The 26,202-nt window shown below is 70.0% G+C and carries 21 protein-coding genes; 20 read left to right on the plus strand and 1 reads right to left on the minus strand.

Annotated elements, in window-relative coordinates:
• Nucleotides 1-29: 29 nt before the first annotated feature.
• From ABZV93_RS25130 to ABZV93_RS25185, 12 genes are all read left to right on the plus strand, one after another.
• Nucleotides 30-920, plus strand: coding sequence for an NAD(P)-dependent oxidoreductase (locus ABZV93_RS25130; RefSeq protein ID WP_354940462.1), 891 nt, complete (start codon nucleotides 30-32; stop codon nucleotides 918-920).
• Between the two features lie 173 nt (nucleotides 921-1,093).
• Entirely contained in the window at nucleotides 1,094-2,014 is a 921-nt protein-coding gene (locus ABZV93_RS25135) for an aldo/keto reductase (protein ID WP_354940465.1), read from the plus strand.
• 4 nt (nucleotides 2,015-2,018) lie between these two features.
• A complete protein-coding gene (locus ABZV93_RS25140) occupies nucleotides 2,019-2,996 on the plus strand; it encodes an aldo/keto reductase (RefSeq protein ID WP_354940468.1) in 978 nt (325 codons plus the stop codon).
• 36 nt (nucleotides 2,997-3,032) lie between these two features.
• Nucleotides 3,033-3,932 (plus strand): NAD(P)-dependent oxidoreductase, encoded by a 900-nt coding sequence (locus ABZV93_RS25145; RefSeq protein WP_354940471.1) that lies wholly within the window; start codon nucleotides 3,033-3,035, stop codon nucleotides 3,930-3,932.
• 46 nt (nucleotides 3,933-3,978) lie between these two features.
• On the plus strand, nucleotides 3,979-5,415 hold the full coding sequence (gene cysS / locus ABZV93_RS25150) for a cysteine--tRNA ligase (protein ID WP_354940474.1): 1,437 nt from the start codon (nucleotides 3,979-3,981) through the stop codon (nucleotides 5,413-5,415).
• A 277-nt stretch (nucleotides 5,416-5,692) separates the two neighbouring features.
• On the plus strand, nucleotides 5,693-8,170 hold the full coding sequence (locus tag ABZV93_RS25155; protein WP_354940477.1) for a GMC family oxidoreductase: 2,478 nt from the start codon (nucleotides 5,693-5,695) through the stop codon (nucleotides 8,168-8,170).
• Nucleotides 8,167-9,942, plus strand: a complete 1,776-nt coding sequence (locus tag ABZV93_RS25160; protein WP_354940479.1) for a metallophosphoesterase — start codon at nucleotides 8,167-8,169, stop codon at nucleotides 9,940-9,942. The genes ABZV93_RS25155 and ABZV93_RS25160 overlap by 4 nt, the downstream gene beginning before the upstream one ends.
• Entirely contained in the window at nucleotides 9,939-11,021 is a 1,083-nt protein-coding gene (locus ABZV93_RS25165) for an alpha/beta fold hydrolase (protein ID WP_354940482.1), read from the plus strand. Before ABZV93_RS25160 ends, ABZV93_RS25165 begins: the two co-directional genes overlap by 4 nt.
• A complete protein-coding gene (locus ABZV93_RS25170; protein ID WP_354940485.1) occupies nucleotides 11,018-11,998 on the plus strand; it encodes an acetoacetate decarboxylase family protein in 981 nt (326 codons plus the stop codon). Before ABZV93_RS25165 ends, ABZV93_RS25170 begins: the two co-directional genes overlap by 4 nt.
• 188 nt (nucleotides 11,999-12,186) lie before the next feature.
• Nucleotides 12,187-13,515 (plus strand): ROK family protein, encoded by a 1,329-nt coding sequence (locus ABZV93_RS25175; protein WP_354940488.1) that lies wholly within the window; start codon nucleotides 12,187-12,189, stop codon nucleotides 13,513-13,515.
• Complete coding sequence (locus ABZV93_RS25180; protein ID WP_354940491.1) at nucleotides 13,512-14,396, plus strand: sugar phosphate isomerase/epimerase family protein; 885 nt, start codon at nucleotides 13,512-13,514, stop codon at nucleotides 14,394-14,396. The genes ABZV93_RS25175 and ABZV93_RS25180 overlap by 4 nt, the downstream gene beginning before the upstream one ends.
• A 46-nt stretch (nucleotides 14,397-14,442) precedes the next feature.
• The gene (locus tag ABZV93_RS25185) at nucleotides 14,443-15,501 is read left to right on the plus strand and encodes a Gfo/Idh/MocA family oxidoreductase (protein WP_354940494.1); all 1,059 of its coding nucleotides are present in this window, start codon (nucleotides 14,443-14,445) and stop codon (nucleotides 15,499-15,501) included.
• Nucleotides 15,502-15,628: 127 nt separating this feature from the next.
• Here the strand turns inward: ABZV93_RS25185 and ABZV93_RS25190 are convergent, their stop codons facing one another.
• Nucleotides 15,629-15,973 carry a hypothetical protein gene (locus ABZV93_RS25190; RefSeq protein ID WP_354940497.1) on the minus strand — a complete coding sequence of 115 codons (345 nt, stop codon included), beginning with the start codon at nucleotides 15,971-15,973 and terminating at the stop codon, nucleotides 15,629-15,631.
• A gap of 88 nt (nucleotides 15,974-16,061) precedes the next feature.
• Here ABZV93_RS25190 and ABZV93_RS25195 point away from each other — a divergent pair, with 88 nt between their 5' ends.
• The 8 genes from ABZV93_RS25195 (at nucleotide 16,062) to ABZV93_RS25230 (ending at nucleotide 26,132) form a co-directional block, all read left to right on the plus strand.
• Nucleotides 16,062-16,559: a GNAT family N-acetyltransferase gene (locus ABZV93_RS25195; RefSeq protein WP_354940500.1), complete on the plus strand. Its 498-nt coding sequence runs from the start codon at nucleotides 16,062-16,064 to the stop codon at nucleotides 16,557-16,559.
• 79 nt (nucleotides 16,560-16,638) lie between these two features.
• Nucleotides 16,639-17,481 carry an ammonia-dependent NAD(+) synthetase gene (nadE, locus tag ABZV93_RS25200; RefSeq protein WP_354940503.1) on the plus strand — a complete coding sequence of 281 codons (843 nt, stop codon included), beginning with the start codon at nucleotides 16,639-16,641 and terminating at the stop codon, nucleotides 17,479-17,481.
• Between the two features lie 44 nt (nucleotides 17,482-17,525).
• Entirely contained in the window at nucleotides 17,526-19,862 is a 2,337-nt protein-coding gene (locus ABZV93_RS25205) for a glycosyl hydrolase (protein WP_354940506.1), read from the plus strand.
• An 844-nt stretch (nucleotides 19,863-20,706) separates the two neighbouring features.
• A complete protein-coding gene (locus tag ABZV93_RS25210; protein WP_354940509.1) occupies nucleotides 20,707-22,137 on the plus strand; it encodes a cytochrome b N-terminal domain-containing protein in 1,431 nt (476 codons plus the stop codon).
• A gap of 403 nt (nucleotides 22,138-22,540) precedes the next feature.
• Nucleotides 22,541-24,214, plus strand: a complete 1,674-nt coding sequence (locus ABZV93_RS25215; protein ID WP_354940512.1) for a sodium:solute symporter family protein — start codon at nucleotides 22,541-22,543, stop codon at nucleotides 24,212-24,214.
• Nucleotides 24,215-24,245: 31 nt separating this feature from the next.
• On the plus strand, nucleotides 24,246-24,647 hold the full coding sequence (locus tag ABZV93_RS25220; protein ID WP_354940515.1) for a hypothetical protein: 402 nt from the start codon (nucleotides 24,246-24,248) through the stop codon (nucleotides 24,645-24,647).
• A 284-nt stretch (nucleotides 24,648-24,931) separates the two neighbouring features.
• Nucleotides 24,932-25,687 carry an SDR family oxidoreductase gene (locus tag ABZV93_RS25225; RefSeq protein WP_354940518.1) on the plus strand — a complete coding sequence of 252 codons (756 nt, stop codon included), beginning with the start codon at nucleotides 24,932-24,934 and terminating at the stop codon, nucleotides 25,685-25,687.
• A gap of 22 nt (nucleotides 25,688-25,709) precedes the next feature.
• Nucleotides 25,710-26,132: a cupin domain-containing protein gene (locus tag ABZV93_RS25230; RefSeq protein ID WP_354940521.1), complete on the plus strand. Its 423-nt coding sequence runs from the start codon at nucleotides 25,710-25,712 to the stop codon at nucleotides 26,130-26,132.
• Nucleotides 26,133-26,202 lie beyond the last annotated feature (70 nt).

The following is a 26,202-nucleotide window of genomic DNA, read 5'->3' on the forward strand; positions in this document are numbered from 1 at the left end:
TGGCGCGGCGACCCTGAGAGGGTTCGCGCATGACAGGTACACAGCAAGGACGCCGGGTGCTGATCACGGGAGCTTCCGGCAACGCCGGCACCGCGATCGTCCGGCTGGCCCGGAAGGCCGGCTTCGACGTACGCACGGCCGACGTCGCGCCGCCGGCAGACCACGATCTTCGTGACGTGGAGTTCGTTCGTTGTGACACCCGGACGCCGGCCGACGTGGACCGGGCCGTACGCGGATGCGACGCGGTGGTTCACCTGGCGGCGTGGCACTGTGCCCACGTGCCTCCGGTCAGTGACGAGACCATCTTCGCCGTCAACGTGGACGGCACCTTCAATGTCGTCCAGGCCTGCCGCACTCATGGCGTCTCGTCGGTGGTCTTCGCGTCGTCGATGGCCTACGGGCGGGGCGGCGTCTACGGCGTGACGAAGGTGATCGGCGAGGACCTGTGGCGCATGCACCACGAGACCACCGGTGCCTCCGTCGCGCTGCTCCGCTACCACGACTTCGTACCCAAGCCGTACCTCGCCTGGGGCGCGATGTTGTTGCGTAACGGTGTCGACCGGCGTGACGTGGCCTCGGCCACGGTCGCCGCCCTGAACGGTGTCGTAGACCACAAGGTGGAGGTCTTCGGCACGATCGTGCACACCGACCACGGCATGCCGGCTGCCGTCGCCGGCGATTTCGCCGAGCGGGGCAGGGCCTGGTGCGAGGAGCAGGTGCCGGGTTCGGCGGAGTTGCTTGATCGGTACGGGATCGAGTTGCCCGCCCAGGTGGAGCAGCACGACCTCTCCGAGGCGGATCGGGTGCTCGGCTGGCGGCCCGCGTACGGGATCACCGACTTCCTGACCGACCTTCGGCAGCGTACCGCCCGAGGGCAGGACGTGACCTCGCTGTGGGCACCCGGACAGACACCCGACTGAGTCACTCGCATTCAGCACCGCGGCCGCTCAGGTCGAGCAGGGCTGGCTATTGGACATGCCGGATCCGTACCGGCCAGGCTGGGTGGCCGCCGGCGCCACGCCGGCGGCCACCATACGGATCGCGCGACGGCGACACACCGCCACCGAATGACGACAGTGGGCGAAGGAGAGTCATGACCGGCACGCTTGCCACCCGAAAGCTCGGCTCGACGGGCCTGGAGGTCACCAGGCTGGGATTCGGCGCCATGGAGGTACGCGGCGAACGGATCTGGGGCGGTCGGCCGGTCCGCGACGAGCAGGCCCGCGACATTCTCGGGGCGGTCCTGGACGCCGGGATCACCTTCGTCGACACCGCGAACGACTACGGGAAGAGCGAGGCCTACATAGGGCGCTACATCTCCGAGCGCCGCAGAGAGTACGTGCTCGCGACGAAGTGCGGTTGCTCGATGATCCCGGCCGGCGACCACGACGAGACCCCGCACCAGTGGGACCGGCAGCACCTGCTGGGCAACATCGACAACAGTCTCTACAAGCTCGGCACCGACCAGGTCGACCTTCTGCAGTTGCACAATCCGTCGGTGGCGCTCGCTGAGGAACACCGGCTCGTCGACACCCTGCGGGAGATCCAGGCCTCGGGCAAGGCGAGGTTCATCGGAGTTTCGTCGACGTCGCCCGACCTCGGCACCTACATCGACTGGGGCGTCTTCGACGCGTTCCAGATCCCTTACTCCGCACTCGAACGACGCCACGAGGACCTCATCACGAAGGCGCACGCGGCGGGTGCCGGCACGATCATCCGCGGCGGTGTGGCGCGGGGAGAGCCCGGTGCAGGACTGGGTGCGGCCGACCGGTGGGACATCTGGGAACGCGCGAAGCTCGACGAACTCCTCGACGAGGGCGAGAGTCGTACGCAGTGGCAGCTGAGGTTCACCCTCAGCCACCCGGGCGTCGACACGATCATCGTCGGCACCCTGAACCCCGCACACCTTGCGGAGAACGTCCGGGCAGCCCAGGCGGGTCCGCTCGCCGACGACGTCTACGAAGAGGCCAAGCGCCGGCTCGACGGGGCCGGCGAATCCCCGGAGAAGGGCTGACGACATGACCGAGAACACGATGCCGGCCCAGCGCCGGTCACTGGGGCGCTCCGGACTCGAGGTCAGCGCGATCGGGTTCGGCTGCTGGGCGATCGGTGGACCGCACAGCCGCAACGGAGAGCCGATCGGCTGGGGAGAGGTCGACGACGACGAGTCGGTCGCCGCGATCCATGCCGCACTCGACGAGGGCGTCACGTTCTTCGACACCGCCGACGTGTACGGCTGTGGGCACAGCGAGCGAGTGCTGGCCCGTGCTCTGCGTGGGCGGCGCGACGGGGTGGTGGTGGCCACGAAGTTCGGGTTCACCTACGACGAGGAGCGGCGGGAGTCACCGGGCACCGACGACTCTCCGGCGTACGTCCGCACCGCGTGCGAGGCGAGCCTGCGCCGCCTGGAGACCGACGTCATCGACCTGCTGCAGTTCCACCTCGGCGGGTGTGATCCGGCCGCGGCCGAGGACGTGCTGGCCGTCCTGGAGGACCTGGTCGACGAGGGCAAGATCCGTTCGTTCGGGTGGAGCACCGACGACCCCGAACGCGCCGCGATGTTCGCCGCCAGCCCGCACTGCGCGGCGATCCAGCAGGCGTTCAACGTGCTCGGCGGCAACGCGGAGACGTTGGCGGTCTGCGAGGCGAACGGCCTCGCCAGCATCGTCCGCGGCCCGCTCGGCATGGGCGTGCTGTCGGGGAAGATGAGCGGCGACACGAAGTTCGCCGCCGACGACGTACGCCACGGCTGGGACTTCCAGGGAAACCAGGCGGACACTCTCGCCGCGGTCGACCGGGTCCGCGAGGTCCTCACCTCCGACGGGCGCACCCTCGCCCAGGGTGCGCTGTGCTGGTTGCTGGCCCGCAGTCCGGCGTTCGTGCCCATCCCCGGCTGCCGGACGGTCGCGCAGGCCCGGGAGAACGCCGGTGCGCTGCGGCACGGCCCGCTGTCGGCCGATGAGATGGCCGCGGTGGAGTCCGCGCTCGGACGCTAGACCCGAGCGAACATCCTCGTGGGAAAGGAACGCAGCATGCGGATTCTGGTGACGGGCGCGGGCAGCAACATCGGGAAGGGCATCGTGGCGAGACTGCGCGAGGCCGGGCACAGCCTCGTGCTGTCCGACCTCGTACCCCTTCCTGACCTGCCGCAGTTCGCCGACGTGCCGTTCGTGCAGTGCGACATCCAGGCCGGGTTCGGGCTCGAAGGAGCCGCACAGGGCTGCGATCTGCTGCTCCACCTGCCGGCCTGGCACGGCATCCACTCCCGGGTGAAGACCGAGGCCGACTTCTGGCGGCTGAACGTCGACGGCACCTTCTGGGCGCTGCAGGCCGCGCGTTCGGCCGGCATCAGCAGGCTGGTCTTCCTGTCCTCGCAGTCCTGGCACGACCACTACGGCAAGTACGGCTTCACCAAGCAGGTCGGTGAGGAGCTGTGCGAGTACCACCGGCGCAACCACGGCTTGCGCTACGTCGCGATCCGTCCCCACGACTTCACGCCCTGGGGTGACGACTACCTCAACCGCTACGGCGCGCGTCTGCTGTACGGCGGCGTCGACCGGGAGGACGTGCTCGGATACGTCGAGGCGGCGGTCGAGCACCTGGGACCGGAACTGCCCGGCGGTGCGGATCCTGAAGGCCTGGTGGTGGACGCCGTACGGCCGAATGTCTATTCCGAGGAACAGGTGCGGGAGTGGGAGGACGACCCGCTCGCCGCCTGCGACCGGGTGTTCCCGGGCTCGGGTGATCTCGTGAAGCGGTACGGGATCGACGTACGCCGCCGTCCCTCGGTGGTGGCCGGTGGTGAGGAAGGAGCCGGTGCCGCGATCGGCTACACACCGACTCGCCACTTCGGAACGTTCCTGGAGGAGTTGCGGGCGCTGGACGCCGCCGGCGGACCGGACGCGGTCCGCGCCCTCACCTGTCCCTACTGACCCTGTGACGCCTCCGGTTCGGCGAAACGTGTGTGATGATCGGCCGGTGACGATCCCGGCACTCCAGCTGTACGACACCCGACGTCGCGCGGTGCGGCCGTTCGAGCCGTCCGAACCAGGCCGGGTGGGGATGTACACCTGCGGCCCGACCGTCTACAGCCCGCAGCACCTCGGCAACATGCGCAGCCAGCTCGTCCCCGACCTGCTGCGACGGGTGCTGCTCGCGTCGGGCCTGGCGGTCACGTACGTCACCAACATCACCGACGTCGGCCACCTGACCAGCGACGCCGACGAGGGAGACGACAAGGTCGAGGCGGCGGCCCTCCGGGCGAGCACGTCCGTGGAGGAGATCACCGGGCGCTGGACCGGCCAGTGGGCCACCGACCGGCGCCGCCTCGGCTGCCTCGAACCCGACCTCGTACCCCGGGCCAGTGAGCACATCGGCGACCAGATCGCCATGGTGGCGACCCTCGTGGAGCGCGGGCTCACCTACGTGATCGAGGACGGGGTGTACTTCGACGTGTCGGCGTTTCCCGGGTACGCAGAGTTCGCGGGCATCGCCCTGGACGACCTGGCCGCCACCGGGCGGGTCAGGCACCTTGCCGACAAGCGGCATCCGGCGGACTTCGCCCTCTGGAAGTTCAGTCCGGGTGAGGGCAAACGCCTGCAGGAGTGGGATTCCCCGTGGGGCGTCGGATTTCCCGGCTGGCACATCGAGTGCTCTGCGATGGCCGGCCGCTACCTCGGCGAGAAGATCGACATTCACACCGGAGGCGTCGACCACATCCGGGTGCACCACACCAACGAGATCGCCCAGAGCGAGTGCGCGCTCGACGTACATCCCTGGGTGTCGTACTGGGTGCACAGCGAGTTCCTCGACCTGGCCGGGGAGAAGATGTCAAAGAGCAGGGGACACGTGCTGGTCGTGGACACGCTGACCGAACGCGGGATCGACCCAGTGGCCTTCCGGTACTTCACCTTCCAGGCGCACTACCGCCAGCAGCAGGCGTTCACCTTCGACGCCGTGGCGGCCGCGGGCACCGCGCTACGGCGGCTTACCCACCACGCGGTGGCGGCGCGCGAAGCGGTGGGCGGAGAGGACGTCCGCCCTTCCGGTGGACGAGCCGCAGAGCTTGGTACGGCGTTCTGGGCGGCCCTGTGCGACGACCTCAACTCACCGCGCGCGTTGTCGATCGCGTCGACGGTCACCCGGGACCCCGAACTCACCGCCGCCGAACGCTGGGCACTGCTCGCCGACTTCGACCGGGCGCTGGGATTCGACCTGGCCACGGCGTCGGATCCCGAAGATGCCTGGGACGTCTCCGCCGACCCCGCGGTGGCGGCACGCCTGGCCGAGCGGCAGGCGGCCCGGGCGGCCCGAGACTTCGCGGCCGCGGACACGATCCGCGACGAACTTGCCGCGTCGGGCATCGAGATCACCGACACCCCCGACGGCCCCAGGGCCCGGCGCAGCTCGACGTAGGTGTTACCGGCCTCCCGGCGGGAAGCCACCAAACACCGCAGAGCGCACTATTACCGCCAGCCGTCATCGTCGGCGACACTGTGAGAAACGCCAGGCGGTGCGGTCGGACCGAGCGTCCCCGCCCGCCGGTGAAGCGATGTCGCCGGGACTCCGCGACCCAGGCAGTGTTGTTCTTCTGTGGCACCTGCTCCTCCGCCCGTGTGCCGGTCGAAGTTCGTCCCCCGAGCAACTGTCAACGCGGGCTTGCCCGGCAAGCGGCAGATTGGGGGGAGGCGCCATGGCCAGGACCAGGTCCGAGCACGTCGACGCGGTGGTGGTCGGGTCGGGATTCGGTGGCTCGGTCTCTGCCTTCAGGCTCGCCGAGGCGGGACTGCGGGTCGTAGTACTCGAACGCGGCAAGGCGTATCCTCCCGGCTCGTTCCCGCGTTCTCCGGCCGACTTCTCCCGTGCCTTCTGGGACCCCAGTGAGGGACTGCAGGGGATGTTCGACGTGTGGACGTTCCGGGGCATCGAGGCGGTGGTGTCCGCGGGCCTCGGGGGCGGCTCGCTCATCTACGCGAACGTCCTGCTCCGCAAGGACGAACGGTGGTTCGTGCACGAGTCCCCGATTCCCGGGGGCGGCTACGAGTCGTGGCCGGTCACCCGCGCCGACCTCGACCCGCACTACGACCGGGTGGAGCAGATGCTCCGGCCGCAGCGGTTCCCGCTCGACACCCGCGGTTACGACGGCACGGGGAAGACGCTGGCCATGCGCCGCGCCGCGACGCGCCTCGACCTCGACTGGCAGTTGCCGCCGCTGGCGGTGTCCTTCGCGCCCGAACAAGGTCAGGCGCCAGTGGTGGGCGCGCCGATTCCCACCCCTGAGTACGGCAACCTGCACGGTCTGCCCCGGCGCACCTGCCGGCTCTGCGGGGAATGCGACATCGGCTGCAACGACGGCGCGAAGAACACCCTCGACCACACCTTCCTGTCGGCCGCGCAGCATCACGGCGCCGACCTCCGCACCCGGTGCGAGGTGCGCGGCCTGTCCCCACGTGCGGAGGGAGGGTACGAGGTCCGGTACGTCGTGCACGAGCCGGACCGGGAAGGGCGGCGCACGCGTACCAACAGGCTGCCGTTGCACACCATCACCTGCGACAAACTCGTCCTCGCCGCCGGGACGTTCGGCACGACCTACCTGCTGCTGCGCAACCGCGCGGCGTTCCCCGAGCTGAGCGGCGCGCTCGGCACGCGGTTCTCCGGCAACGGCGATCTGCTCACGTTCGTCAAGCACGCGCGCGAAGGCGGTCGCCCGGAGCGCCTGGAAGGCAGTCGCGGCCCGGTCATCACCAGCGCCATCCGCGTGCCGGACACGGTGGACGGCGGCGCCGGCCGCGGCTACTACGTGGAGGACGCCGGCTATCCCGGCTTCGCCGACTGGCTGGTCGAGACCACCCGGGCGGATCGTTCGCTGGGACGGACGATCCGGTTCGGGCTCCGCCGGCTGCAGGCGAGGCTGGGACACTCACCGAAGACCGGGATCAGCGCCGAGGTTGCCGCGCTGCTCGGGGCCGGTGACACCTCCGCGGCGACGCTGCCGCTGATCGGCATGGGCCGGGACGTGCCGGACGGGCGGCTGTTCCTGCACCGCGGCTACCTGGAGTCGACGTGGACCCTCGCCACGTCCGAGGAGTACTTCACCCGCATGCGGGACACCATGCGCTCGATCGCCGACGCAGCGGGCGGAGGCTTCGCCGACAACCCGCTGTGGTGGGGGAAGCGCGTCGTCACCGTGCATCCCGTCGGAGGGGCGCCGATGGCCGACCACCCCGGCGAGGGCGTGTGCGACGCGAGCGGCCAGGTGTTCGGATACCCGGGAATGGCCGTCGCGGACGGCTCGCTGATGCCCGGGCCCGTCGGGCCCAACCCGTCCTTCACGATCGCCGCTCTCGCCGACCGTGCCTGTGACCGGCTGCTGTCCGCGGACGTCTCACGCGGCGTCGGCGTTCCGGGCCCGGCGCCGCGGGTGCCGCGGGTGCCGCGGGTGCCCGCACAACGAGGTGCCACCGCTGACGTCACCGACCTCACCTCGCTGTCGTTCACCGAGGAGATGAAGGGTTTCGTCGCGCTCGGTGTCACCGATCCCGGGCAGGGCGCGCAGATCGGTCGCGCCCGCGGCGACCGGCTGATGTTCCGCCTCACGATCACCGCGGACGACGTACAGCGGTTCGTCACCGATGCCGCCCACGAGGGCCGCGCGGAGGGCTGGGTCGACTGCGACCTGCTCGGCGGAAGACTCCCGGTGAGCCGGGGTGTGTTCAACCTGTTCACCAGCGACGGTGACCGCACCCACCGGGAGATGCGGTATCGGCTGTGCTTCACCGACGGCGGTGGCAACCCGGTGACCCTCGTCGGGCGCAAGGAGGTGCACGACGACGCCGGACCCGATCTGTGGCCGGACACGACCACGTTGTACGTCCGGCTGCTCAGCGGTCACGTCGACGCGGCCGATGACGGTCGGGCCGACGTGCTCGGCGCCGCGGTCATCACCATCGCGCCGCTGGACTTCCTGCACCAGCTCACGACGTTCCGCACCCGCGGGCCGGACGGGCCGAGGGCTCTGGCGTCGTTCGGCCGGTTGTTCCTCGGTGAGCTGTGGTCGGTGTACGGGCCGAGGACGCAGGCCGACGGACAGGCCGTCGCGCAGGAAGGTGCCGCGAAGGAAGCCGCTGCACAGGAAGCCGCCGCGAAGGAAGCGTCGGAGGAGCGGCGATGAGGCCCGCCGACCTCGCCGAGTCCTCGCTCGGGTTCGCCAGGAGGCAGTCCGTGCGATGGCTGGCTCCGCGTGAGCTGTGGCGCGCGGCGGCCAAGGTGGTCATCTCGGAGATGTTCGGTGCGTACGCCGACAAGCGCGAGTTGCAGGGCACCTTCGACCGCCCGTTGCTGTCGTGTCAGCCGGACGCGGACGAGCTGTGGCTGGACTTCGTCGCCGACCTCGGCGACGGTTTCGACGCGACGTACACGATCGCCTGGCTGCTCGCCCACGACAAGCTCGACGTCGCCCCCGCCGGCGAACGCGGCAACGGGAACGGCAACGGCGGCACACTGACCCTGCCACGTTCGGCACTCCTGCTGATGGGTGGGGACGAGGTGTACCCGACGGCGTCCACCCGCGAGTACGAGGACCGTACGAAGGGCCCCTACCGCGCGGCACTGCCCGAGCCCGCCGGCCCCGGCGAGGATGCCCCGATGCTGGTGGCCCTGCCCGGCAACCACGACTGGTACGACGGCCTGACCTCGTTCCTGCGGGTGTTCTGCCAAGGTCGGGCGACCGGCGGCTGGCAGACCAGCCAGCCGCGGTCGTACTTCGCCGTCCGGCTTCCGCAACGGTGGTGGCTCGTCGGCGTCGACATCCAGCTCGAGGGGTACGTCGACGAGCCGCAGTTGCGGTTCTTCGCCGAACAGGTCCGGCCGCTGCTCCGGCCCGGTGACGGCGTCGTCGTGGCCACCGGCAAGCCGAGCTGGGTGGACACCGCCACCGACCCGGACGCGTTCGCCACTCTCGACTACCTGCAGCGCCAACTGCTCGGGGACTCCGGTGCACAGGTCCGGCTGTGGGTGTCCGGCGACAGCCACCACTACGTGCGGTACGCCGAACGCGACGGGTCCCGGCAGATGGTCACGTGCGGGCTGGGTGGCGCGTACCTGTCGGCGACCCACGACCTGCCGGAGGCGCTGGAGGTTCCGCCGGAGCGATCCAGGGCGCGGGAGAAGTCCGAGCCCCTGACCATGGTGAGGGCGGACTCGGCGTACCCGGACCAGCAGACCTCCCGCCGTCTGGGCAGGCAGGTGTGGGACATCCCGTGGCGCAACAGCGGCCTGGCCGGGCTCGCCGCCGTCCTGCAGGGCGGGCTGCTCGTGGTGCTGGTCGCCGCCCTGGCCCTGACGACGCGCCGCTCGCCGGTGGCGGCTCTGCGTGCCGGCGACGTCGGCGACGTGCTGGGTCTCGGCCTGCGGATCGGGCTGGTCGTCGCGGCCGCGGTGGTGGTCGACGTGGCGTTCGCTCTGGTGCGCAGGCGCCGTCCGGTCGCCACCAGACCGCTGACGACGCTCGCCGCGGCGGAGGTCGTCCTCGCGCTGGTCGTGCTCGCCGGGCTCGCGGCGGTCCCGTTGCCCGGAGGGGTGGCGGGCCTGGTCGCCGCGGTGGCGGCCTTCGCCGCGGCCGTGTCGATCGCCGGGATCGCCGGCGTCGAACTGTTCGCCGCCTGGCTGTACGCCTACCGGGACCTGCCCGTCGCCCGTGGGTGGATCTTCTCCGGCCGGGGCATCGAGGACCACAAGGGGTTCCTGCGGATGCACATCGGTCGTGACGGCACGCTCACCGTGCACCCGGTGGTCGTCGACCGGGTCTGCCGCTCATGGAAGGCGACCCCCGACGCCGAGCCCAGCGCCGCCTGGATCGCCCCGGCCGGCGAGCCGCCCGTTCCCCGGCTCGCCGAGCCGCCGTTCCGGGTCCCTCGGCAAAGTCCGCGGGAGGAACGCCGATGACCGCCACCGTGGCCCCGGCTGCCCCCGGCTCGACCGATGCCGCCGGGCGCCACCACACCACGATCCACCCGTTCCGGGCGCTCGACGGCGTGCCCCTGACCCTCGTGCACGTGGAGACAGGGGAGGGTACGGGACGCACGGCGCGGCGGGGACCGGTGCTGGTCGTGCACGGCTCGGGGGTGCGTGCGGAGCTGTTCCGCCCGCCGCTGGAACGCACGTTCGTCGACGCACTTCTGTCCGCGGGGTGGGACGTGTGGCTGCTCAACTGGCGTGCCTCCATCGACCTTCCGCCACTCTCCTGGACGCTGGACGACGCTGCCGCCCACGACCATCCGGCCGCGGTGCGGGAGGTGTGCCGGCTCACCGGGCGGGACCGGATGAAGGCCGTCGTCCACTGCCAGGGCTCGACGTCGTTCACGATCTCCGCGGTGTCGGGCCTGGTGCCCGAGGTCGACACGGTCGTCTCCAACGCGGTCTCCCTGCACCCGGTGATCCCGGAGTGGTCCCGCTTCAAGATCCAGTTTGTGGCGCCGGTCGTCTCGCGGTTCGTGAGCCACGTGTCGCCTGCCTGGGGTGACCGTCCCGTGGGCCCGTTCGCACACGTGGTGCGTGATCTCGTACGTGCCACCCACCGGGAGTGCCGCAACACCGTGTGCCGGATGGTTTCCTTCGTGTACGGCGCGGGCTTCCCCGCCCTCTGGTCCCACCGGAACCTCGACGAGACGACCCACCAGTGGATCCGCGGGGAGTTCGGAGACGTGCCGCTCACCTTCTTCGCCCAGATGCGCCGGTCGGTGAACGCCGGCCACCTCGTACCCGTGCGGCAACTGCCGGGCCTGCCGGCTTCGTACGTGGCCGAGGCGCCCAGGACGGACGCGCGCTTCGTGTTCGTCGCGGGGGAGGACAACCGCTGCTTCCTGCCCGCGAGCCAGCGCCGCTCCTACGACTTCTTCGCCGGGCACCGTCCCGGCAAGGACGCTCTGCACATCCTGCCCGGCTACGGGCACCTGGACGTGTTCATCGGTCAGAACGCGGCCCGGGACACCTACCCACTCATCCTCGAGGAGCTGGCCCGATGAACGGTTCTGTGCTCAGCCCTGCGCTCGACCTGGTGCGCGGCCCTGTTCGCGGCCGTGTCAACCGCTCGTTGCTTCGCGCCGCCGGTCTGGCGCTCCGGCTCGTGCCCTCGCCCGTGCCGCGCCGCCAGCGGCGCGAGGCCGGACGGCACGCCCTTGTCGACGGCGTGCCCTTCGTGATGCCCGTCGACTCCCGGGGCACCCCGTCCATGATGGCCGCGTTCAGCATCGACGGCCGCGCCGCGGCGGCGAAGCTGCCCGGGGACGAGCTCCACCCGGTGCGGCTGGCCAACGGCCGCGGCGTGCTCCTCGTCACGGTTCTCAGCTACCAGCACACCGACATCGGTCGCTACATCGAGTACTCCCTCGGCATCATGTGCACGCACGGCACCCGCCAGGCGCCGCGGCTGCTGCCGGGGCTGCTGCGCGGACAGTTCGGCACCGGGCTCTACATCCTCGATCTGCCGGTGTCCACCGAGATCTCGGTCAAGGGCGGGAAGGGCATCTGGGGCATGCCGAAGCACCGGGCGCCGCTGAGCTTCGAGGTCACCGACTCGAGGGTCGCCGCGCAGTACGACAGCGACGGGCTGCTCGCCGCGCGCGTGGAGATCGACCGGCCGTCGTGGGGGCCGCTTCCACTTCAAGCGGCAGCCGTCGCCTACGCGCCGTTCCGGGGCATGCTGATGCGGTCCACCATCTACTTCGCCGGCGACGCCTTCGTCGCGGTGGCACCGCGCGCGACCGGCCGCCTCGTGCTGGGGGACGCGCCGGTGATCCGGCCGCTGCACGACCTCGGCATCGGCGAGTTTCCCCTGTTCACGGCGTTCCTGCCCGCGGTCAGCGGGGTGCTCGACGACCACGTGGAGTCGTGGTTCCTCACCTCGAAGCATCGGGTGCGCGAGCGCCCCGAGGGGCTGGAGAGCGTCGTCGACCTCGGGCTGTCGGAGGAGTGGCCGCCGGCGCCGGTGGCGAGGGTCTGAACCAACCAAGGGTCCGGGGGGTGACCGAGCCCGGTCGTATCGCCCGGATCCCACCCGAACGGGGTTGACCCGGTGCGGACGGGACGCCTACTGTCTAATTAGGCAACCGGGTTTCATAATCTCTGTTCATTGCCTTTCCTCGTCTGTACGGAGTTCACCTGACCACCCAGGATCCGGCCGGCTCCGGTGTGCGCCGGGCCAACGCGGCGGCGTGTCTGGCGGCGCTGCGTGACCAGCAGCGCCCGCTGACCATCGCCGAACTCGCGGCCGCGACCCGGCTCGCCCGGCCGACCGTCGACGCGGTCGTCGGTGACCTCCTCCGGACCGGACCGGTGCGCCCGGCCCAGCCGCAGCGCGGCTCGGGAGCCGGCCGGCCCGCGCGGGCGTACGCGTTCACCGCCGGCGCCGGACGGGTCGCCGGAATCGACATCGGCAGCGGCGGCGTCCGGGTCCGGATCGCCGATCTGGCCGGCGAGATCGTGGGCCGGGCGGAGGCGGAGGTGCCGGCCGGGACCGACGCCTCGGGCCGGCTCCGGATCGTTCGGAGCAGCGTTCGGCAGGCGGTCCGCGCCTCGGGGGCGGACCTCGCCGACCTGCGTGCCGCCGGCATCGGCGTACCCGGAATCCTCGACCGCGACGGCCGGATCACCCAGAGCCTGGCGGTGCCGGACTGGATCGGCGTCGACCCGGCGAGCCGCCTCTCGGCGTCCTGGGACTGCCCGGTGCTGGTCGAGAACGACATCAAGCTGGCCGCCCTGGCAGAGCAGCGACTCCGGGCCGCGCCCGCCGGTGGCGCGGAGCCGGAGCCGGGCACCGAGCCCGCACCCGGCGCCAGCCGTGACGACGACCTGATCTTCCTGCAGATCGGCCACCGCATCTCGACGGCGCTGATCATGAACGGCGCGATCCTGCAGGGCCGGCACCGGTTGGCCGGCGAGCTGGGAAGCCTGCGCGGAATGCGCTGGACCGAGTCCTCCCGGCGCGGCCGGCTGCAGTGGCGTACGGGGCGTACGGGCGAGCAGGTGTTCGCCAGGGCGCGGGACGGCGACCGGCGGGCCGCGGCGGAGATCAGCGAGTTCTGCGCCGAGATCGCGCCGAAGATCGCCATCATCGCGCTGACCGTCGACCCGGCGCTGATCGTCATCGGCGGTGGCCTGTCGCGGGCCGGCGACGACCTGCTCGCTCCGCTGACCGAGGCCGTCCACCACATGCTGATGACCGACGAGAAGCCGGTGATCACCACCTCGCTGCTGAAGTCCAGCGGAACCCTCTGCGGCGCCCTCGGCTCCACCTTCGAGACCCACTCGACGCAGATCCTCGGAGTTCCCCGCGTGCCGACCCGTTGGCATCGCTGGCCGGGAACCTTCGACGGCCCGCCGCTCGACCAAGCTCCTCCCGACCCGGTCCCGCCCGACGTACTCGTATCCGACCGAAGCATGTCCCACGCACCAGCAGCGCCAAAAGCACCGGCCGTACCAACAGCACTCACCCGATCGACGAGAAGGATGTCCAGATGAAGTTCGGATTCAGCTCCTACAGCTTCCACCAGCGGCTCAGCACGGGGGAGATGACCCTCTTCGACGTCATCGACTGGATCGCCGACAGCGAAGGCGAACACCTCGAGCTGGCCTCGATCTACTCCGGGCCGGACAGCCCGGTCCCCAACACCGACTCCGACCCCGCGTTCGTCGACAAGATCGTCGAACACGCGGCCAACCGCGGCGTCACGCTGTCCAACATGGCGATCGGCGCGAGCTTCATCGGTGACGAGGCCCAGAACGCCGCCGAGGTCGAGCGGGTCAAGGCCCACGTCGATCTCATCGAACGGCTGGGCATCAAGCTGATGCGCCACGACGTCGTCGCGCACGCCGGAATCCAGGGCGACGACACGCCGGCGTTCGAGGACGCGCTGCCGAAGATCGTCAAGGCGGCAAAGGAAATCGCGCAGTACGCCGCGACCAAGGGTGTCACCACCAGCCTGGAGAACCACGGCTTCTTCGTCCAGAGCAGCGACCGCGTACGCCGGATCATCCACGCCGTCGACGAGCCCAACTTCAAGACTACGTTGGACATCGGGAACTTCCTCTGTGTCGACGAGGACCCCACGGTCGCGGTCCCGTCCAACCTGCCGTACGCCATGATCGTCCACTTCAAGGACTTCTACGTCCGGCCGGCCGGCCGCAACCCCGGTGAGGGCTGGTTCCGCAGCAGGGGCGGCAAGTACCTCCGCGGCGCGATCGTCGGCAACGGCGACCTGGACACCTGGAGCGTCGCGAAGTCGATCAAGGAGTCCGGCTACGACGGCTTCGCCTCGATCGAGTTCGAGGGCCACGAGGACTGCCTGATCGGCTGCAGCCGGGGCATCGCCAACGCCAAGCGCATCTACGCCGAGGCCTGAGCCGAACAGCCGTTCACGCCCAGAACGCTTCCCCACAAGGAGAATCATGCAGAAGGTAAGAATCGGCGTCGTCGGCGTCGGTAGCATCGCCGCCTTGCACCTCAAGGCGTACCAGAACAACCCGCGCGCCGAGCTCGTCGCCGTCGCCGACATCAACGCCGAGCGGGCCAACTCGGTGGCCAAGCAGTGGGGTGCCGCCAGGGCCTACAGCGACGCGGCCGAGTTGTTCGCCGACCCCGACGTCGACGCGGTGAGCATCTGCACCTGGAACAACACCCACGCCGAGCTCGCGATCGCCGCGGTGCAGGCCGGCAAGCACGTGCTGGTCGAGAAGCCGATGTGCCGCACCTACGCCGAGGCGCAGCAACTCGAGGACGTCGTGAACGCGCACGACCGCGTCGTCCAGGTGGGCTTCGTCCGCCGGCACTCGGCGAACTGCCGGGTGCTGAAGTCGTTCATCGACGCCGGCGACCTCGGTGACATCTACTACGCCAAGGCCAGCTGCATCCGCCGGATGGGCAACCCCGGCGGGTGGTTCGCGAACAAGTCGATCTCCGGTGGCGGCCCGCTGATCGACATCGGGGTGCACGTGATCGACCTGTGCTGGTATCTCATGGGGACGCCGCGGGTGACGTCGGTCAGCGCGAACACCTACGAGAAGCTGGGCAACCGGTCCAACATCACCACCCTGCCGCGCTACCAGGTGGCCGACTACGACCCGACGAAGAACGACGTCGAGGATATGGCCAACGCGCTGATCAGGTTCGACAACGGCGCCTCGCTGATCATGGACACGTCGTTCTCGCTGCACGCGACGAGCGACTCGCTCAACGTCTCGGTGTACGGCGACAAGGGTGGTGCGGACCTGGAGCCGAAGCTGCAGATCGCCTCGGAGAAGCACGAGACGCTGCTGAAGGTGACGCCGCAGATCGGGTTCGAGTCCTTCGATCTCGACGACGGGTTCGGCAACGAGATCGGGAACTTCGTCGCCGCCTGCCTGGGTGAGGCCGAGAGCATCGCGCCGGCCTGGCAGGGCGCGGAGATGATGAAGATCCTGGACGGCGTCTACACCTCCGCCGCCCAGGGCAAGGAAGTCCAGCTCTAGCTGCTGAATCCCCCTCTCGTCGGCCCCGGCCGGGCTCAGCGCCTGGCCGGGGCCGACGGCTGTTCAAGGCCACTGACGGTCCGAGGCGTCGGGATTCGTGCCTGGCAGTCGAGCGTTGTCGCCGATGTCAGGGGTGCTCGCCCGCGACCTCCGCGAGGATTCCGGCTGCCCGGACGAGGTCGTCGGAGCGCGCGGTGAACGGCAGCCGCAAGCGGGCTCCCCAGCCGTGCCCGTTGGGCGAGAAGACATGCCCGGAGGCCAGGAGGAGACCTCGGCTGCCCGCCGCTCTCACCAGTTGTTCGGAGTTTCGGGCGGTCAGGTGGCACCACAGGTTGAGGCCGCCGTCGACCGGATCGATCCGCCACGTCGGAAGGCGGGTGCGCAGCTCCCGGACCAGCACGTCGTGGTTGTCGGCCACCTGCTTCCACCGCTGGTGCGGCAGAGGGCGAGCGAGCAGGTCCGCGGCCAGCACCTGGGCATGCAGAGGCGCGCCGAGGTCCGCGCCGAGTGGCCGGGTTATTGCCTGGCCAGGGCCGACTGCGTCGATGTTTACTTCGGTCGTGCCCGAACTGCAACTGCTTCGGCCCGACCATGCGTCGGCGATCCTGTCCTTCGAGACGGCGAACCGGTCATACTTCGCCGGCTTCGTCTCCGACCGCGGCGACGACTACTTCGAGCACTTCGCCGACCGGCTCCGGGACCTGCTGACGGATCAGGACGCGGGAGCCGGGGCGTTCTACGTCCTGGTCGCCGACGACGGGTCGGTGCTCGGCCGGTTCAACCTCGAGTTCACCGGGAACGGCGTGGCGGAGCTGGGCTACCGGGTCGCCGAGCGTGCCGCCGGCCGTGGCGTGGCGACCGCGACGGTGCTGGAGCTGTGCCGCGTCGCGGCCTGCGAGCACGGGATCCGCGTCATCCGGGCCGCGGCGGCCGACGCCAACGTGGCCTCGCAGAAGGTGCTGCGGAAGGCCGGCTTCGCAGAGGTCGGCCCGGCCGATCCGGCCAGTATCGGTGGCAAGCAGGGCAGCTGGTACCAGCGCGACACCGCCGCCGAGTGAGGCCCGACGGGCTGGGGGAGGCTCGGCAGCCGCCCGAGCGCTCGGATCCCGCCGATTCCCCGGCCGCTACATTGTGCGGGTGGCGAACCTACGTGATCAGATCCGCGTCGAGCTCGGCGTCCGGGCAACCATCACACCCGAGGCCGAGATCCGGCGACGCGTCGACTTCCTCAAGGACTACCTCCGGTCGGTTCCGGCCAGGGGATACGTCCTGGGGATCAGCGGTGGACAGGACAGCACCCTCGCAGGCAGGCTGTGCCAGCTCGCCTGTGAGGAACTGCGTGCCGAGGGACGCGACGCGACGTTCGTCGCGGTGCGGTTGCCGTACGGCGTGCAGGCCGACGAGGACGACGCGCAGGTCGCGCTGAAGTTCGTCCAGCCCGACCACTCGATCACCGTCAACGTCAAGCCCGGCGCGGACGCCGTCTCCGCCGAGTCTGCGAAGGGCCTGGGCGAGCTGCCGGGTGCCGAGGCGGGGCTGCGTGACTTCGTACGCGGCAACATCAAGGCCCGCGAGCGCATGGTCATCCAGTACTCCGTCGCCGGGCAGCTGAACCTCCTCGTCGTAGGCACCGACCACGCCGCCGAGGCGGTCACCGGCTTCTTCACCAAGTACGGCGACGGCGGAGTCGACCTGACCCCACTGACGGGGCTGACCAAGCGTCAGGGCGCCGCGCTGCTGCAGGAGCTGGGCGCGCCGGCGAGCGTGTGGAAGAAGGTGCCCACCGCCGACCTGGAGGACGACCGTCCGGCCCTGCCGGACGAGGTGGCGCTCGGTCTGACGTACGCCGAGATCGACGACTACCTGGAAGGCGCCGACGTCACTCCGGAGGTGGCGGCACGGCTGGAGTCGGTCTACCTCGCGACCCGGCACAAGCGAACTGTCCCGGTCACCCCCCTCGACGACTGGTGGCGCGCCTGACCGGACGGGCCGCGGTCGATCAGGGCCGCATAGGGTTGGTCGCCATGCTGCTGGAGGAGTTGCGACGGACGTTCGCCGAGCCGCCAGAGGACGCGCGCCCGATGTTGCGCTGGTGGTGGTTCGGACCGGCCGTCGACGAGGCCTCGCTGGACCGACAGCTCCAGACGGTGGCGGCGGCCGGGTTCGGCGGTGTCGAGGTGGCCTACGTCTATCCGCTCGCGCCCGCCACGTCTGACTTCGGTTCGCCGCACTTCCACGAGTTGCTTCGCCATGCCGGGCTGCGCTGCCAGGAACTGGGCCTGCGGTTCGACCTCACGCTGGGCAGCGGCTGGTCGTTCGGCGGCCCGGACATCACGCCGGACCTCGCCGCCCGGAGGTTGCACTGGGAGCTCCGCGAGCTGACACCGGGCCCCTCGCGGGTGCCGGTGATGCCGGGCGACGAGTTCGTCGCGGCGTACCTGTTCGCCGGATCGGTCCACGACCGAACCGAGGCGTACACCCTGCTCGACACGTTGGACGTGCCTGACGGGATCGGGCCCCGCACGCTGCTGGTCGCCACGTCCCGCCCGACCGGCCAGAACGTCAAGCGGGCCGCGGCCGGCGCCGAGGGACCGGTGCTCGACCACTACTCGACCGCGGCGACCCTGGCCCACATCCGCGGCGTCGCCGAGCCGCTGCTGGACGCCGTTGCGCCCGCGCCCGTCGGCTCGGTCTTCTGCGACAGCCTCGAGGTCTACAGCTCCGACTGGACTCCGGAGGTGCTGGCGGAGTTCGGGAAACGGCGAGGGTACGACCCACTGCCGTTGCTTCCCCTGCTGCGGTTCGACATCGGTGACTTCCGCGCCTTCCGCGCCGACTTCCTGCGCACGCTGTCAGAGCTGTACCAGGAGAACTTCGTCGCGGTCTTCGGTGACTGGGCGCGCGGGCGGGGAGTTCCGTTCCGCATCCAAAGTTACGGAGTGCCGCCGGCGTCGGTCAGCAGCTACCGGTACGCCGACGTCGCCGAGGGGGAGGGCTGGGGCTGGAGCGGCCTTCCGCAGACGAGGTGGGCGTCGTCGGCCGCCCACCTCTACGGGCAGAAGATCGTCTCCTCCGAGGTGTGGACGTGGGTCCACTCACCGTCGTTTCGTGCCACGCCGCTGGACCTGCAGGCAGAGGCGCACGAGCACTTCCTGTGCGGAGTGAACCAGCTGGTCGGTCACGGTCTGCCGTACACACCGACCGGCGCGCCCGGGCTCGGCTGGTTCTTCTACGCCGCCGGCGCCCTCGACGATCGGAACCCGTGGTGGGACGATGCCGCGCCCGAACTCACGGCGTACCTCCAGCGGCTGTGCTGGTTGCTGCGGCAGGGCGAACCGGTGGCGGACGTGAAGCTGCACGTGTCCTTCGACGACGTCTATCCCCAGCTCGACCTGTGGAAGGCGACGGCGGCAAAGCTGGGTGACGTCGTACGCCGAATACGTACGGGAGGCTGGGACTTCGACCTGGTCGACGACGAGGCGATAGCCCAACTGGGACTGGAGTCCGTGCTGACACCTCCCGACCTGACCGATCTGTGCAACCTGCCCGGCATACCGGCGCCGGACGTCGAGGTGGGGTCGGACGCGATCGGGGTGACCCATCGGCGGCTGGGCGACATCGACATCTACTTCGCCGCCAACACCGCGAACACTCGCCAGGTAACGACTTTCACGCCCCGCACCCGTCGGTCGTCGTACGAACAGTGGGATGCGAGAAACGGTTCGGTCGTCCGGTCAGGCAGCGGACCGACCGTCGACCTCGCCCTGGACGCGTACGAGGCGACCGTGATCGTCACGTTCGACGGGCCGGTCCAGGCACGGACGCCCGGGGCCGAGGCCGGCCGGCGACCGCTCACCGGTTTCACCTTCGGCGGCGAAGCGGTCGAGCTGCCGCACCGGTGGGAGGACACGCGTCGTGGGTATTCCGGTCAGGGGGAGTACGAAACGCACGTCCACCTGGACTCGGTGGGCGACCGCCGGCTGTTCCTCGACTTCGGCGACCCGCGGCCGATCACCGAGGACCGGCCGCGGACGCTGCGGTCCTTCCGGGCGCTGGTACGCCCGCCGGTGGGCGAGGTGGTCCGGGTCTACGTCAACGGCTCGGACGCGGGCGCGGTGTGGTCGGCGCCCTACCGCATCGAGATCACCCACCTGGTGCGTGCCGGTGACAACACCCTGCGGCTGGTCGTCAGCAACACGGCCGCGAACGCGCTGACGGAGGAGACCGAGATCCACCGGCTGGCCGCCGACAGCGAGCGGCGCTACGGCCGGCGGTTCGCCATGCAGGAACTGGACCGGGCCGGCGACGATCTGCACTCCGGCCTGCTCACGACCCCGGCGCTGGTGGAGTGGTCGCGGTGAGTTCCACCTGCGCGTGACCCTCGGGCCGGTCGACGCACCGGCCACCGATTTCTCGGACCCTGCAACCGGGGGATGACCTGGGGCGTTTGACCGCCGGAAGGAGCCGCTTGGGGACGGCTCCCGTGCTCCCGGGTGCCGACAGGGTTTCGGCGCCGACGGGAAACCTTGGGGGATTCAGGTATGACCGATCGACACCTGCAGTGTGCTTCCGCATCGGCCCGTTCCGGCGGGAGGTGGCGTCGCGGGAGGGCCGGCCGGGCCGCGGTGGCGGTCGGCGGCCTGGTACTGGGCGTCGCACTCGCGTCGTGTGCGGCCGGATCGGACGAGCCGGGAACGACTGCAGCCGACACGCCCAAGCCCGTGCCGACGGTTACCGTGACGGCGACGCCGGAGGCCGCGCCCACTATCACGTGACGATGACGCCGGAGCCCACTCCGACGGTCACGGTCACCGCGCAGGCAAGCGTCCATCGGACGGTTCCGCGGGCAAAGGCGGCACCGAAGCCGGCGCCGAAGCCCGTGCCGGTACGACCGAAGGCGCCCCCGCGGCCAACGAAGACCACACAGCCGCGGCCGGCGCCCGCGCCCAAGCCGGCTTGCTACCCGCGCAGCAACAGCGGCAACTGCTACCACCCGGGACAGTTCTGCCGGAAGTCCGACCACGGCGCCACCGGGGTCGACGCGTACGGGAAGGCCATCAGGTGCGAGGACAACGGCGGCTGGCGGTGGGAGCGGATCTAGCGATGTGAGAAAGGTCTCCGCCCCGAAAGCCCGCAGCGCGTCACGTTCCGGCCGCGAGATCTGTCCTGGTGGTGACGAACGTCGATCGCGATGGGAGGCACCCGATGCGCCGGTTGCGCAGGATCTGGGATCAGCCGCGCACAGGCCGGATCGCGGCCGGGATGCGGGCCAGGGCCTTTCCGGACGACTTGTCCGTTCTGCTCGCGCAGATCGCCGTCTTCAGCTTCGTCCTGGTCACGGTCAGCGGTGTCGTGCTGATGTTCTTCTACGACCCGTCGGCGGAGAGGGTGACCTACGACGGGTCGTACGCACCGCTCACCGGTGTAGAGATGTCGCGCGCGTTCGCGTCCACCCTGGACATTTCGGTCGGGGTACGCGGCGGCCTGCTGATGCGCCAGCTGCACCACTGGAGCTCACTGGTGATGACGGCCGCGCTCGTGGCGTACCTGCTGCGGCTGTTCTTCACCGGCGCGGTCCGAAGGCCACGGCAGTGGACGTGGCTGCTCGCCGTCACGGTCCTGCTGCTGGCGATGGCGGGTGGCCTGACGGGCTCGGCGTTGCCCGACGACCTGCTGTCCGGAAGCAGCATGGCGGTCCTGGACGGTGTGCTGGCAGCGACGCCGTTCGTCGGTGGGCTGCTGTCGCAGTTGCTGTTCGGCGGCTCGCACGGTGGGGTGAACGCGATCTTCTATCCCCTGCACGTGGTGGTTCTGCCCGCGGCACTGGTCATCACCCTTGTGCTGATGGCGATCGTGGAGCTGCGCGGCAAGCCCGTGCAGTACGCAGGACGGGAACGGCCGGGCCTGAACCTCGCGACGTTCGTGGTCCGGAGCGCGGGTCTGTTCCTGGTCGTCGCCGGTGTGGTCGTCTCGATGGCCGCGACGCTCACTGTCAACCCGATCTGGCACTACGGTCCGGCTGACCCGGCCAGCGCGACCGCCGGGTCGAGCCCGACCTGGTATCTCGCCTTCCTCGACGGAGCTCTTCGCCTCGCTCCGGGATGGGAGTTCGTCTGGCTGGGACGCACCTGGTCGGTCGCCCTCCTGGCGCCGTTGCTCGTCAGCACGTTGTTCTTCGCGGTCCTGGCCGCGTATCCGTACCTCGAACAGCGGGTGACCGGAGACCGCGCGGACCACTGTCTGCTCCAGCGCCCGCGCAACCATCCGGTTCGTACCGGCGTCGGCGTGGCCGGGATGGTCTTCTACGGCGTGCTGTGGGCCGCCGCGGGCGCGAACACGATCGCCCTCGTCTTCCACGGATCGGTGGAGGGGCTCATGTACTTCCTGCAGGTGATGCTCGTGCTCGGCCCGGTGGTGGGGTTCGACGTCACTCGTCGGATTTGTCTCGGACTGCAGCGAAAGGACCGGGAGATCCGTCTGCACGGACGCGAGACGGGGCGGATCGTGCGGACGCCGAGCGGCGGGTACGTCGAGATCCACGAACCGGCCGAGCAGCTCGAGCCGCTCGAGAGCCACGAGTCGGGCGAGCCGGGTGTCCGGGAGCTGGCGGCGGCGACGCCTCGCAAGGAGCAGTGACCTGCTGGGCGGTGCTCAACCTGCTGGCCGACGTCGCCACCGACGAGCCGGGGTTTCTCCCTCACCCGCGCGGTCGCCGTGCCGCGACCGGACGTCATGGCCCTTGCTCGAACGGGAATGAGATTTCCCTGTCCACAGTTGGAAAGCACGGTCCCGCGGCCCGCAGAGTTTCCTACGGTCTCGGTGACCGAGTGGTTACTCGACGTTGTCGAGGCGAAGCGCGAACCGGCCCGCCGGCACGGCACCCGGCCGTGACATCCGAACCTGACAAGGGTTTGCGCTCCGGCCCGGCCACCGGTCGCGGGTTTCCTCTTGTGAGGCGTACAGTCCGCCCAGGCGCCCCAAGCGCCTGTTGCAACACCGGAGTAGGGTCGGCGGGCCGCCCGACCAGAAAGGAACACCCGTGGACAACTCACTGAGGATCGGCGCCGGGTTCGTCGACTACGCGTTGATCTTCATCTACTTCGCCGTTGTCCTGCTGGTCGGGCTCGCCGCGCGCCGCGGAGTCTCCAGCAGTCTCGACTTCTTCCTCTCGGGCCGTTCGCTGCCCGCCTGGATCACCGGCCTCGCGTTCATCTCGGCCAACCTCGGTGCCGTGGAGATCATCGGCATGTCGGCCAACGGCGCGCAGTACGGCATGCCGACCATGCACTACTACTGGATCGGCGCCGTTCCCGCCATGCTGTTCCTCGGCGTGGTGATGATGCCCTTCTACTATGGGTCGAAGGTACGCAGCGTTCCGGAGTTCATGCGCCGCCGCTTCGGCACGGGCGCCCACCTGGTCAACGCGCTCACCTTCGCCCTGGCCCAGGTGCTCATCGCCGGCATCAACCTCTTCCTGCTGGCCACCGTGGTGCACGGTCTGCTCGGCTGGCCGCTGTGGGTGGCCCTGGTCCTCGCCGCCGCGATCGTGCTCAGCTACATCACCCTGGGCGGGCTGTCCGCGGCCATCTACAACGAGGTCCTGCAGTTCTTCGTCATCGTCGCCGCGCTGCTGCCGCTGACCCTGGTCGGGCTGCACCGCATCGGCGGTGTGGACGGGCTCACCAGGAAGATCACCGCCGCGATGGGTGGCGGTGCCGAGCAGCTCAACTCCTGGCCGGGCAACGATCTCGCCGGGTTCAGCAGCTCCTTCCTGTCCGTCGTGGGCATCGTGTTCGGCCTGGGCTTCGTGCTCTCCTTCGGCTACTGGACCACCAACTTCGTCGAGGTCCAGCGCGCGATGGCCACCAACTCGATGTCGGCCGCGCGCAGTGCGCCGATCATCGCCACCTTCCCGAAGATGTTCATCCCGTTCGTCGTGGTGATCCCGGGCATGATCGCCGGTGTGCTGGTGCCCGAGGTGATCAAGATGAAGTCGGGCAACGCGGCCTCGGGAGTCACCTACAACGACTCGATCCTGTTGCTGATGCGTGACGTGCTACCCACCGGGTTGCTGGGCATCGCGCTGACCGGCCTGCTGGCGGCGTTCATGGCCGGCATGGCTGCCAACATCTCGGCGTTCAACACGGTCTTCAGCTACGACCTGTGGCAGCAGTACTTCAAGAAGGACCGCCCCGACGGCTACTACCTCAAGGTCGGCCGGCTGGCGACGGTCGGTGCCACGATCCTGGCGATCGGCACCGCGTTCATCGCCTCCCAGTACGACAACCTGATGAACTACCTCCAGACGCTGTTCGGCTTCTTCAACGCCCCGTTGTTCGCCACGTTCATCCTCGGCATCCTGTGGAAGCGGATGACGGCGACGGCCGGCTGGGTCGGCCTGGTGTCCGGCACGCTGGGCGCGGTCTTCGTGTGGGGGCTTAACGAACTGGGCGTGATCAGCCTGCCCGGCCAGGGTGCGGCGTTCCTGTCCGCGGGAGCGGCGTTCGTCGTGGACATCGTGGTCAGCATCCTGGTCAGCCTGGTGACCCAGCCCAAGCCGGAAAGTGAGCTGCGCGGGTTCGTTCTCTCGCTGACCCCCAAGGAACAGCGCACCGACCCGGCCGCCGGTCGTCAGCCCTGGTACCAGGCACCGGTGAAGCTCGCGGGCGTCTCCCTGGTGCTCGTCATCGCGCTCAACGTGGTCTTCCGGTGAGCATCGGTCTTCGGTGGAAGGGAATCGGCACATGAACGACCGTCAGCGCAGCGCGAGCCGGAGCGGCAGCGCGCAAGCAGACAGCAAGAAGACGAAGGCCGGTGCCTTCGACGTCCGTGTCGTGATCGCGGGTCTGATCGGGTTCTACGGCGTCGTGCTGGTCGTCATGGGCCTGGTCGCGGACGACGCCGCGGCCCAGGCCAAGACCGGCGGCGTGAACGCCAACCTGTGGGCCGGTGTCGGGATGGTGATCTTCGCCGTGGCGTTCGCCGTCTGGGCCCGCCTGCGGCCCGTGGTCGTCACCGTCCCGGAAGGTGCCACTGAGGACGCCGGCACGGCCGGGGGACGCGGCGCCGGCACGAGGACGCCGGGCGCCAAGAAGACGTCGGGTGCCAAGAAGACGTCTTCCGGCAAGAAGAAGTCGAGGCGCTGAGCTCCGGCGTACCGCGAGGCCACCTGCCAAGAGGGGCTGCTCCTGAGGGAGCAGCCCCTCTTCCTTTGGGTGACACTTTCGGGTGACCCGCCCTTCTCGAAGTTTCCCGGCCCGTCCCGGCCGGCTTCGGCCCGCGGGGACCGGCCTTGACCTCGGGTGAGCCCAGGCGTTGGCTGGGTGATGGCGGTCACTCTCGTGCCGGCTGTCACGCCCGCGGCCGCTGCCCTGTCCTGGTTGGTGACCGGCGGGCAAGAGCTGCTCCCGGGAAACCGAGGAGGTTTGGCATGAAAGTCGTCGTCATCGGAGGAACCGGCCTGATCGGGTCGAAACTCGTGGCCGGCCTCGGCGACCACGGACACGAGGCGGTGCCGGCGTCGCCGAAGACCGGCGTGAACACTCTGACCGGCGAGGGGCTGGCCGAGGTGCTGACCGGGGCGCAGGTGGTGATCGACGTGTCGAACTCCCCGTCGTTCGAGCGCACCGCCGTCATGGAGTTCTTCGAGACCTCGACCCGCAACGTGCTCGCGGCGGAGGCGACCGTCGGTGTGGGCCACCACGTCGCGCTGTCGGTCGTGGGTACGGAGCAGATGCCGGAGAACGGCTACTTCGCGGCGAAGATCACCCAGGAACAACTCATCGAGAAGTCCGGCATCCCGTACTCCCTCGTGCACGCGACCCAGTTCTTCGAGTTCGTCCGGGGTATCGCCGACGAGGCCACCGACGGCGACACGGTGCGGATCGCGCCGGTGCGCTTCCAGCCGATGGCAGGAGACGACGTAGCGCGGGCGGTCGCCCGGGTGGCGGTCGGTGCGCCGTTGAACGGCCGGGTGGAGACCGGCGGGCCGGAGCAGTTCCGGATGGACGAGTTCTTCCGGGACGCCCTGGCTGCCTGGGGCGACCCGCGACAGGTGGTGTCCGACCCGCAGGCGAAGTACTTCGGGAGCGTCCCTGGCGAGCGGACCTTGGTCCCGGACGAGGGGGCAACGCTCGGGACGATCCACTACCGCGACTGGCTTGCCCAGAACGCGCCCGCGAAGTAGCCAACCACGAAGGGCGGTTCCGATGTCCAACGTCCAGGCCAAGCCCAGGTCCGATGCGTGGAAGACCGCGCTCACCGTGCTGCAGGAGGTCGAGCCGCCTTCGGTTCCTTCGGGTGCGCACGCGATGACCGTTGTCGTCGCGTACCCACCCGGTGACCCCGGTGCGCCGCCGCACCGGCACAGCGGACCGGCGTTCGGATACGTACTGGAAGGCGAGATGGTGTTCGAGCTCGAAGGCGAGCCCGAGCGGGTCGTCCGCGCCGGCGAGACGTTCTGGGAGCCCGGCGGGGACGTCATCCACTACCAGGACGGCAACAACCGCGACGACATTCCCGTCCGGTTCGTCGTCACGATGCTGTGCGAGCCGGGCAAGCCGATGTTGACACTGGTCGACGACGACGAACTCGCCCAGCGCAGCAACCGCCGGGCACCGCGTCGGTCGTGAGGCCCTCGCGGCGACGTCTGACACCGACCGTGAGCGGCGAGGTGACGGAGCGGGGCATGCGCCGGTGGAG

The organism is Actinopolymorpha sp. NPDC004070 (assembly GCF_040610475.1).
GTDB lineage: Bacteria > Actinomycetota > Actinomycetes > Propionibacteriales > Actinopolymorphaceae > Actinopolymorpha.

Coding starts and splice junctions, on each gene's coding strand:
- ABZV93_RS25180 (WP_354940491.1), top strand. CDS start 13,512: ATGAAGTTCGGATTCAGCTCCTACAGCTTCCACCAGCGGCTCAGCACG.
- ABZV93_RS25155 (WP_354940477.1), top strand. CDS start 5,693: ATGGCCAGGACCAGGTCCGAGCACGTCGACGCGGTGGTGGTCGGGTCG.
- ABZV93_RS25145 (WP_354940471.1), top strand. CDS start 3,033: ATGCGGATTCTGGTGACGGGCGCGGGCAGCAACATCGGGAAGGGCATC.
- ABZV93_RS25130 (WP_354940462.1), top strand. CDS start 30: ATGACAGGTACACAGCAAGGACGCCGGGTGCTGATCACGGGAGCTTCC.
- ABZV93_RS25225 (WP_354940518.1), top strand. CDS start 24,932: ATGAAAGTCGTCGTCATCGGAGGAACCGGCCTGATCGGGTCGAAACTC.
- ABZV93_RS25210 (WP_354940509.1), top strand. CDS start 20,707: ATGCGCCGGTTGCGCAGGATCTGGGATCAGCCGCGCACAGGCCGGATC.
- ABZV93_RS25185 (WP_354940494.1), top strand. CDS start 14,443: ATGCAGAAGGTAAGAATCGGCGTCGTCGGCGTCGGTAGCATCGCCGCC.
- ABZV93_RS25170 (WP_354940485.1), top strand. CDS start 11,018: ATGAACGGTTCTGTGCTCAGCCCTGCGCTCGACCTGGTGCGCGGCCCT.
- ABZV93_RS25160 (WP_354940479.1), top strand. CDS start 8,167: ATGAGGCCCGCCGACCTCGCCGAGTCCTCGCTCGGGTTCGCCAGGAGG.
- ABZV93_RS25220 (WP_354940515.1), top strand. CDS start 24,246: ATGAACGACCGTCAGCGCAGCGCGAGCCGGAGCGGCAGCGCGCAAGCA.
- ABZV93_RS25140 (WP_354940468.1), top strand. CDS start 2,019: ATGACCGAGAACACGATGCCGGCCCAGCGCCGGTCACTGGGGCGCTCC.
- ABZV93_RS25205 (WP_354940506.1), top strand. CDS start 17,526: ATGCTGCTGGAGGAGTTGCGACGGACGTTCGCCGAGCCGCCAGAGGAC.
- ABZV93_RS25230 (WP_354940521.1), top strand. CDS start 25,710: ATGTCCAACGTCCAGGCCAAGCCCAGGTCCGATGCGTGGAAGACCGCG.
- ABZV93_RS25165 (WP_354940482.1), top strand. CDS start 9,939: ATGACCGCCACCGTGGCCCCGGCTGCCCCCGGCTCGACCGATGCCGCC.
- ABZV93_RS25135 (WP_354940465.1), top strand. CDS start 1,094: ATGACCGGCACGCTTGCCACCCGAAAGCTCGGCTCGACGGGCCTGGAG.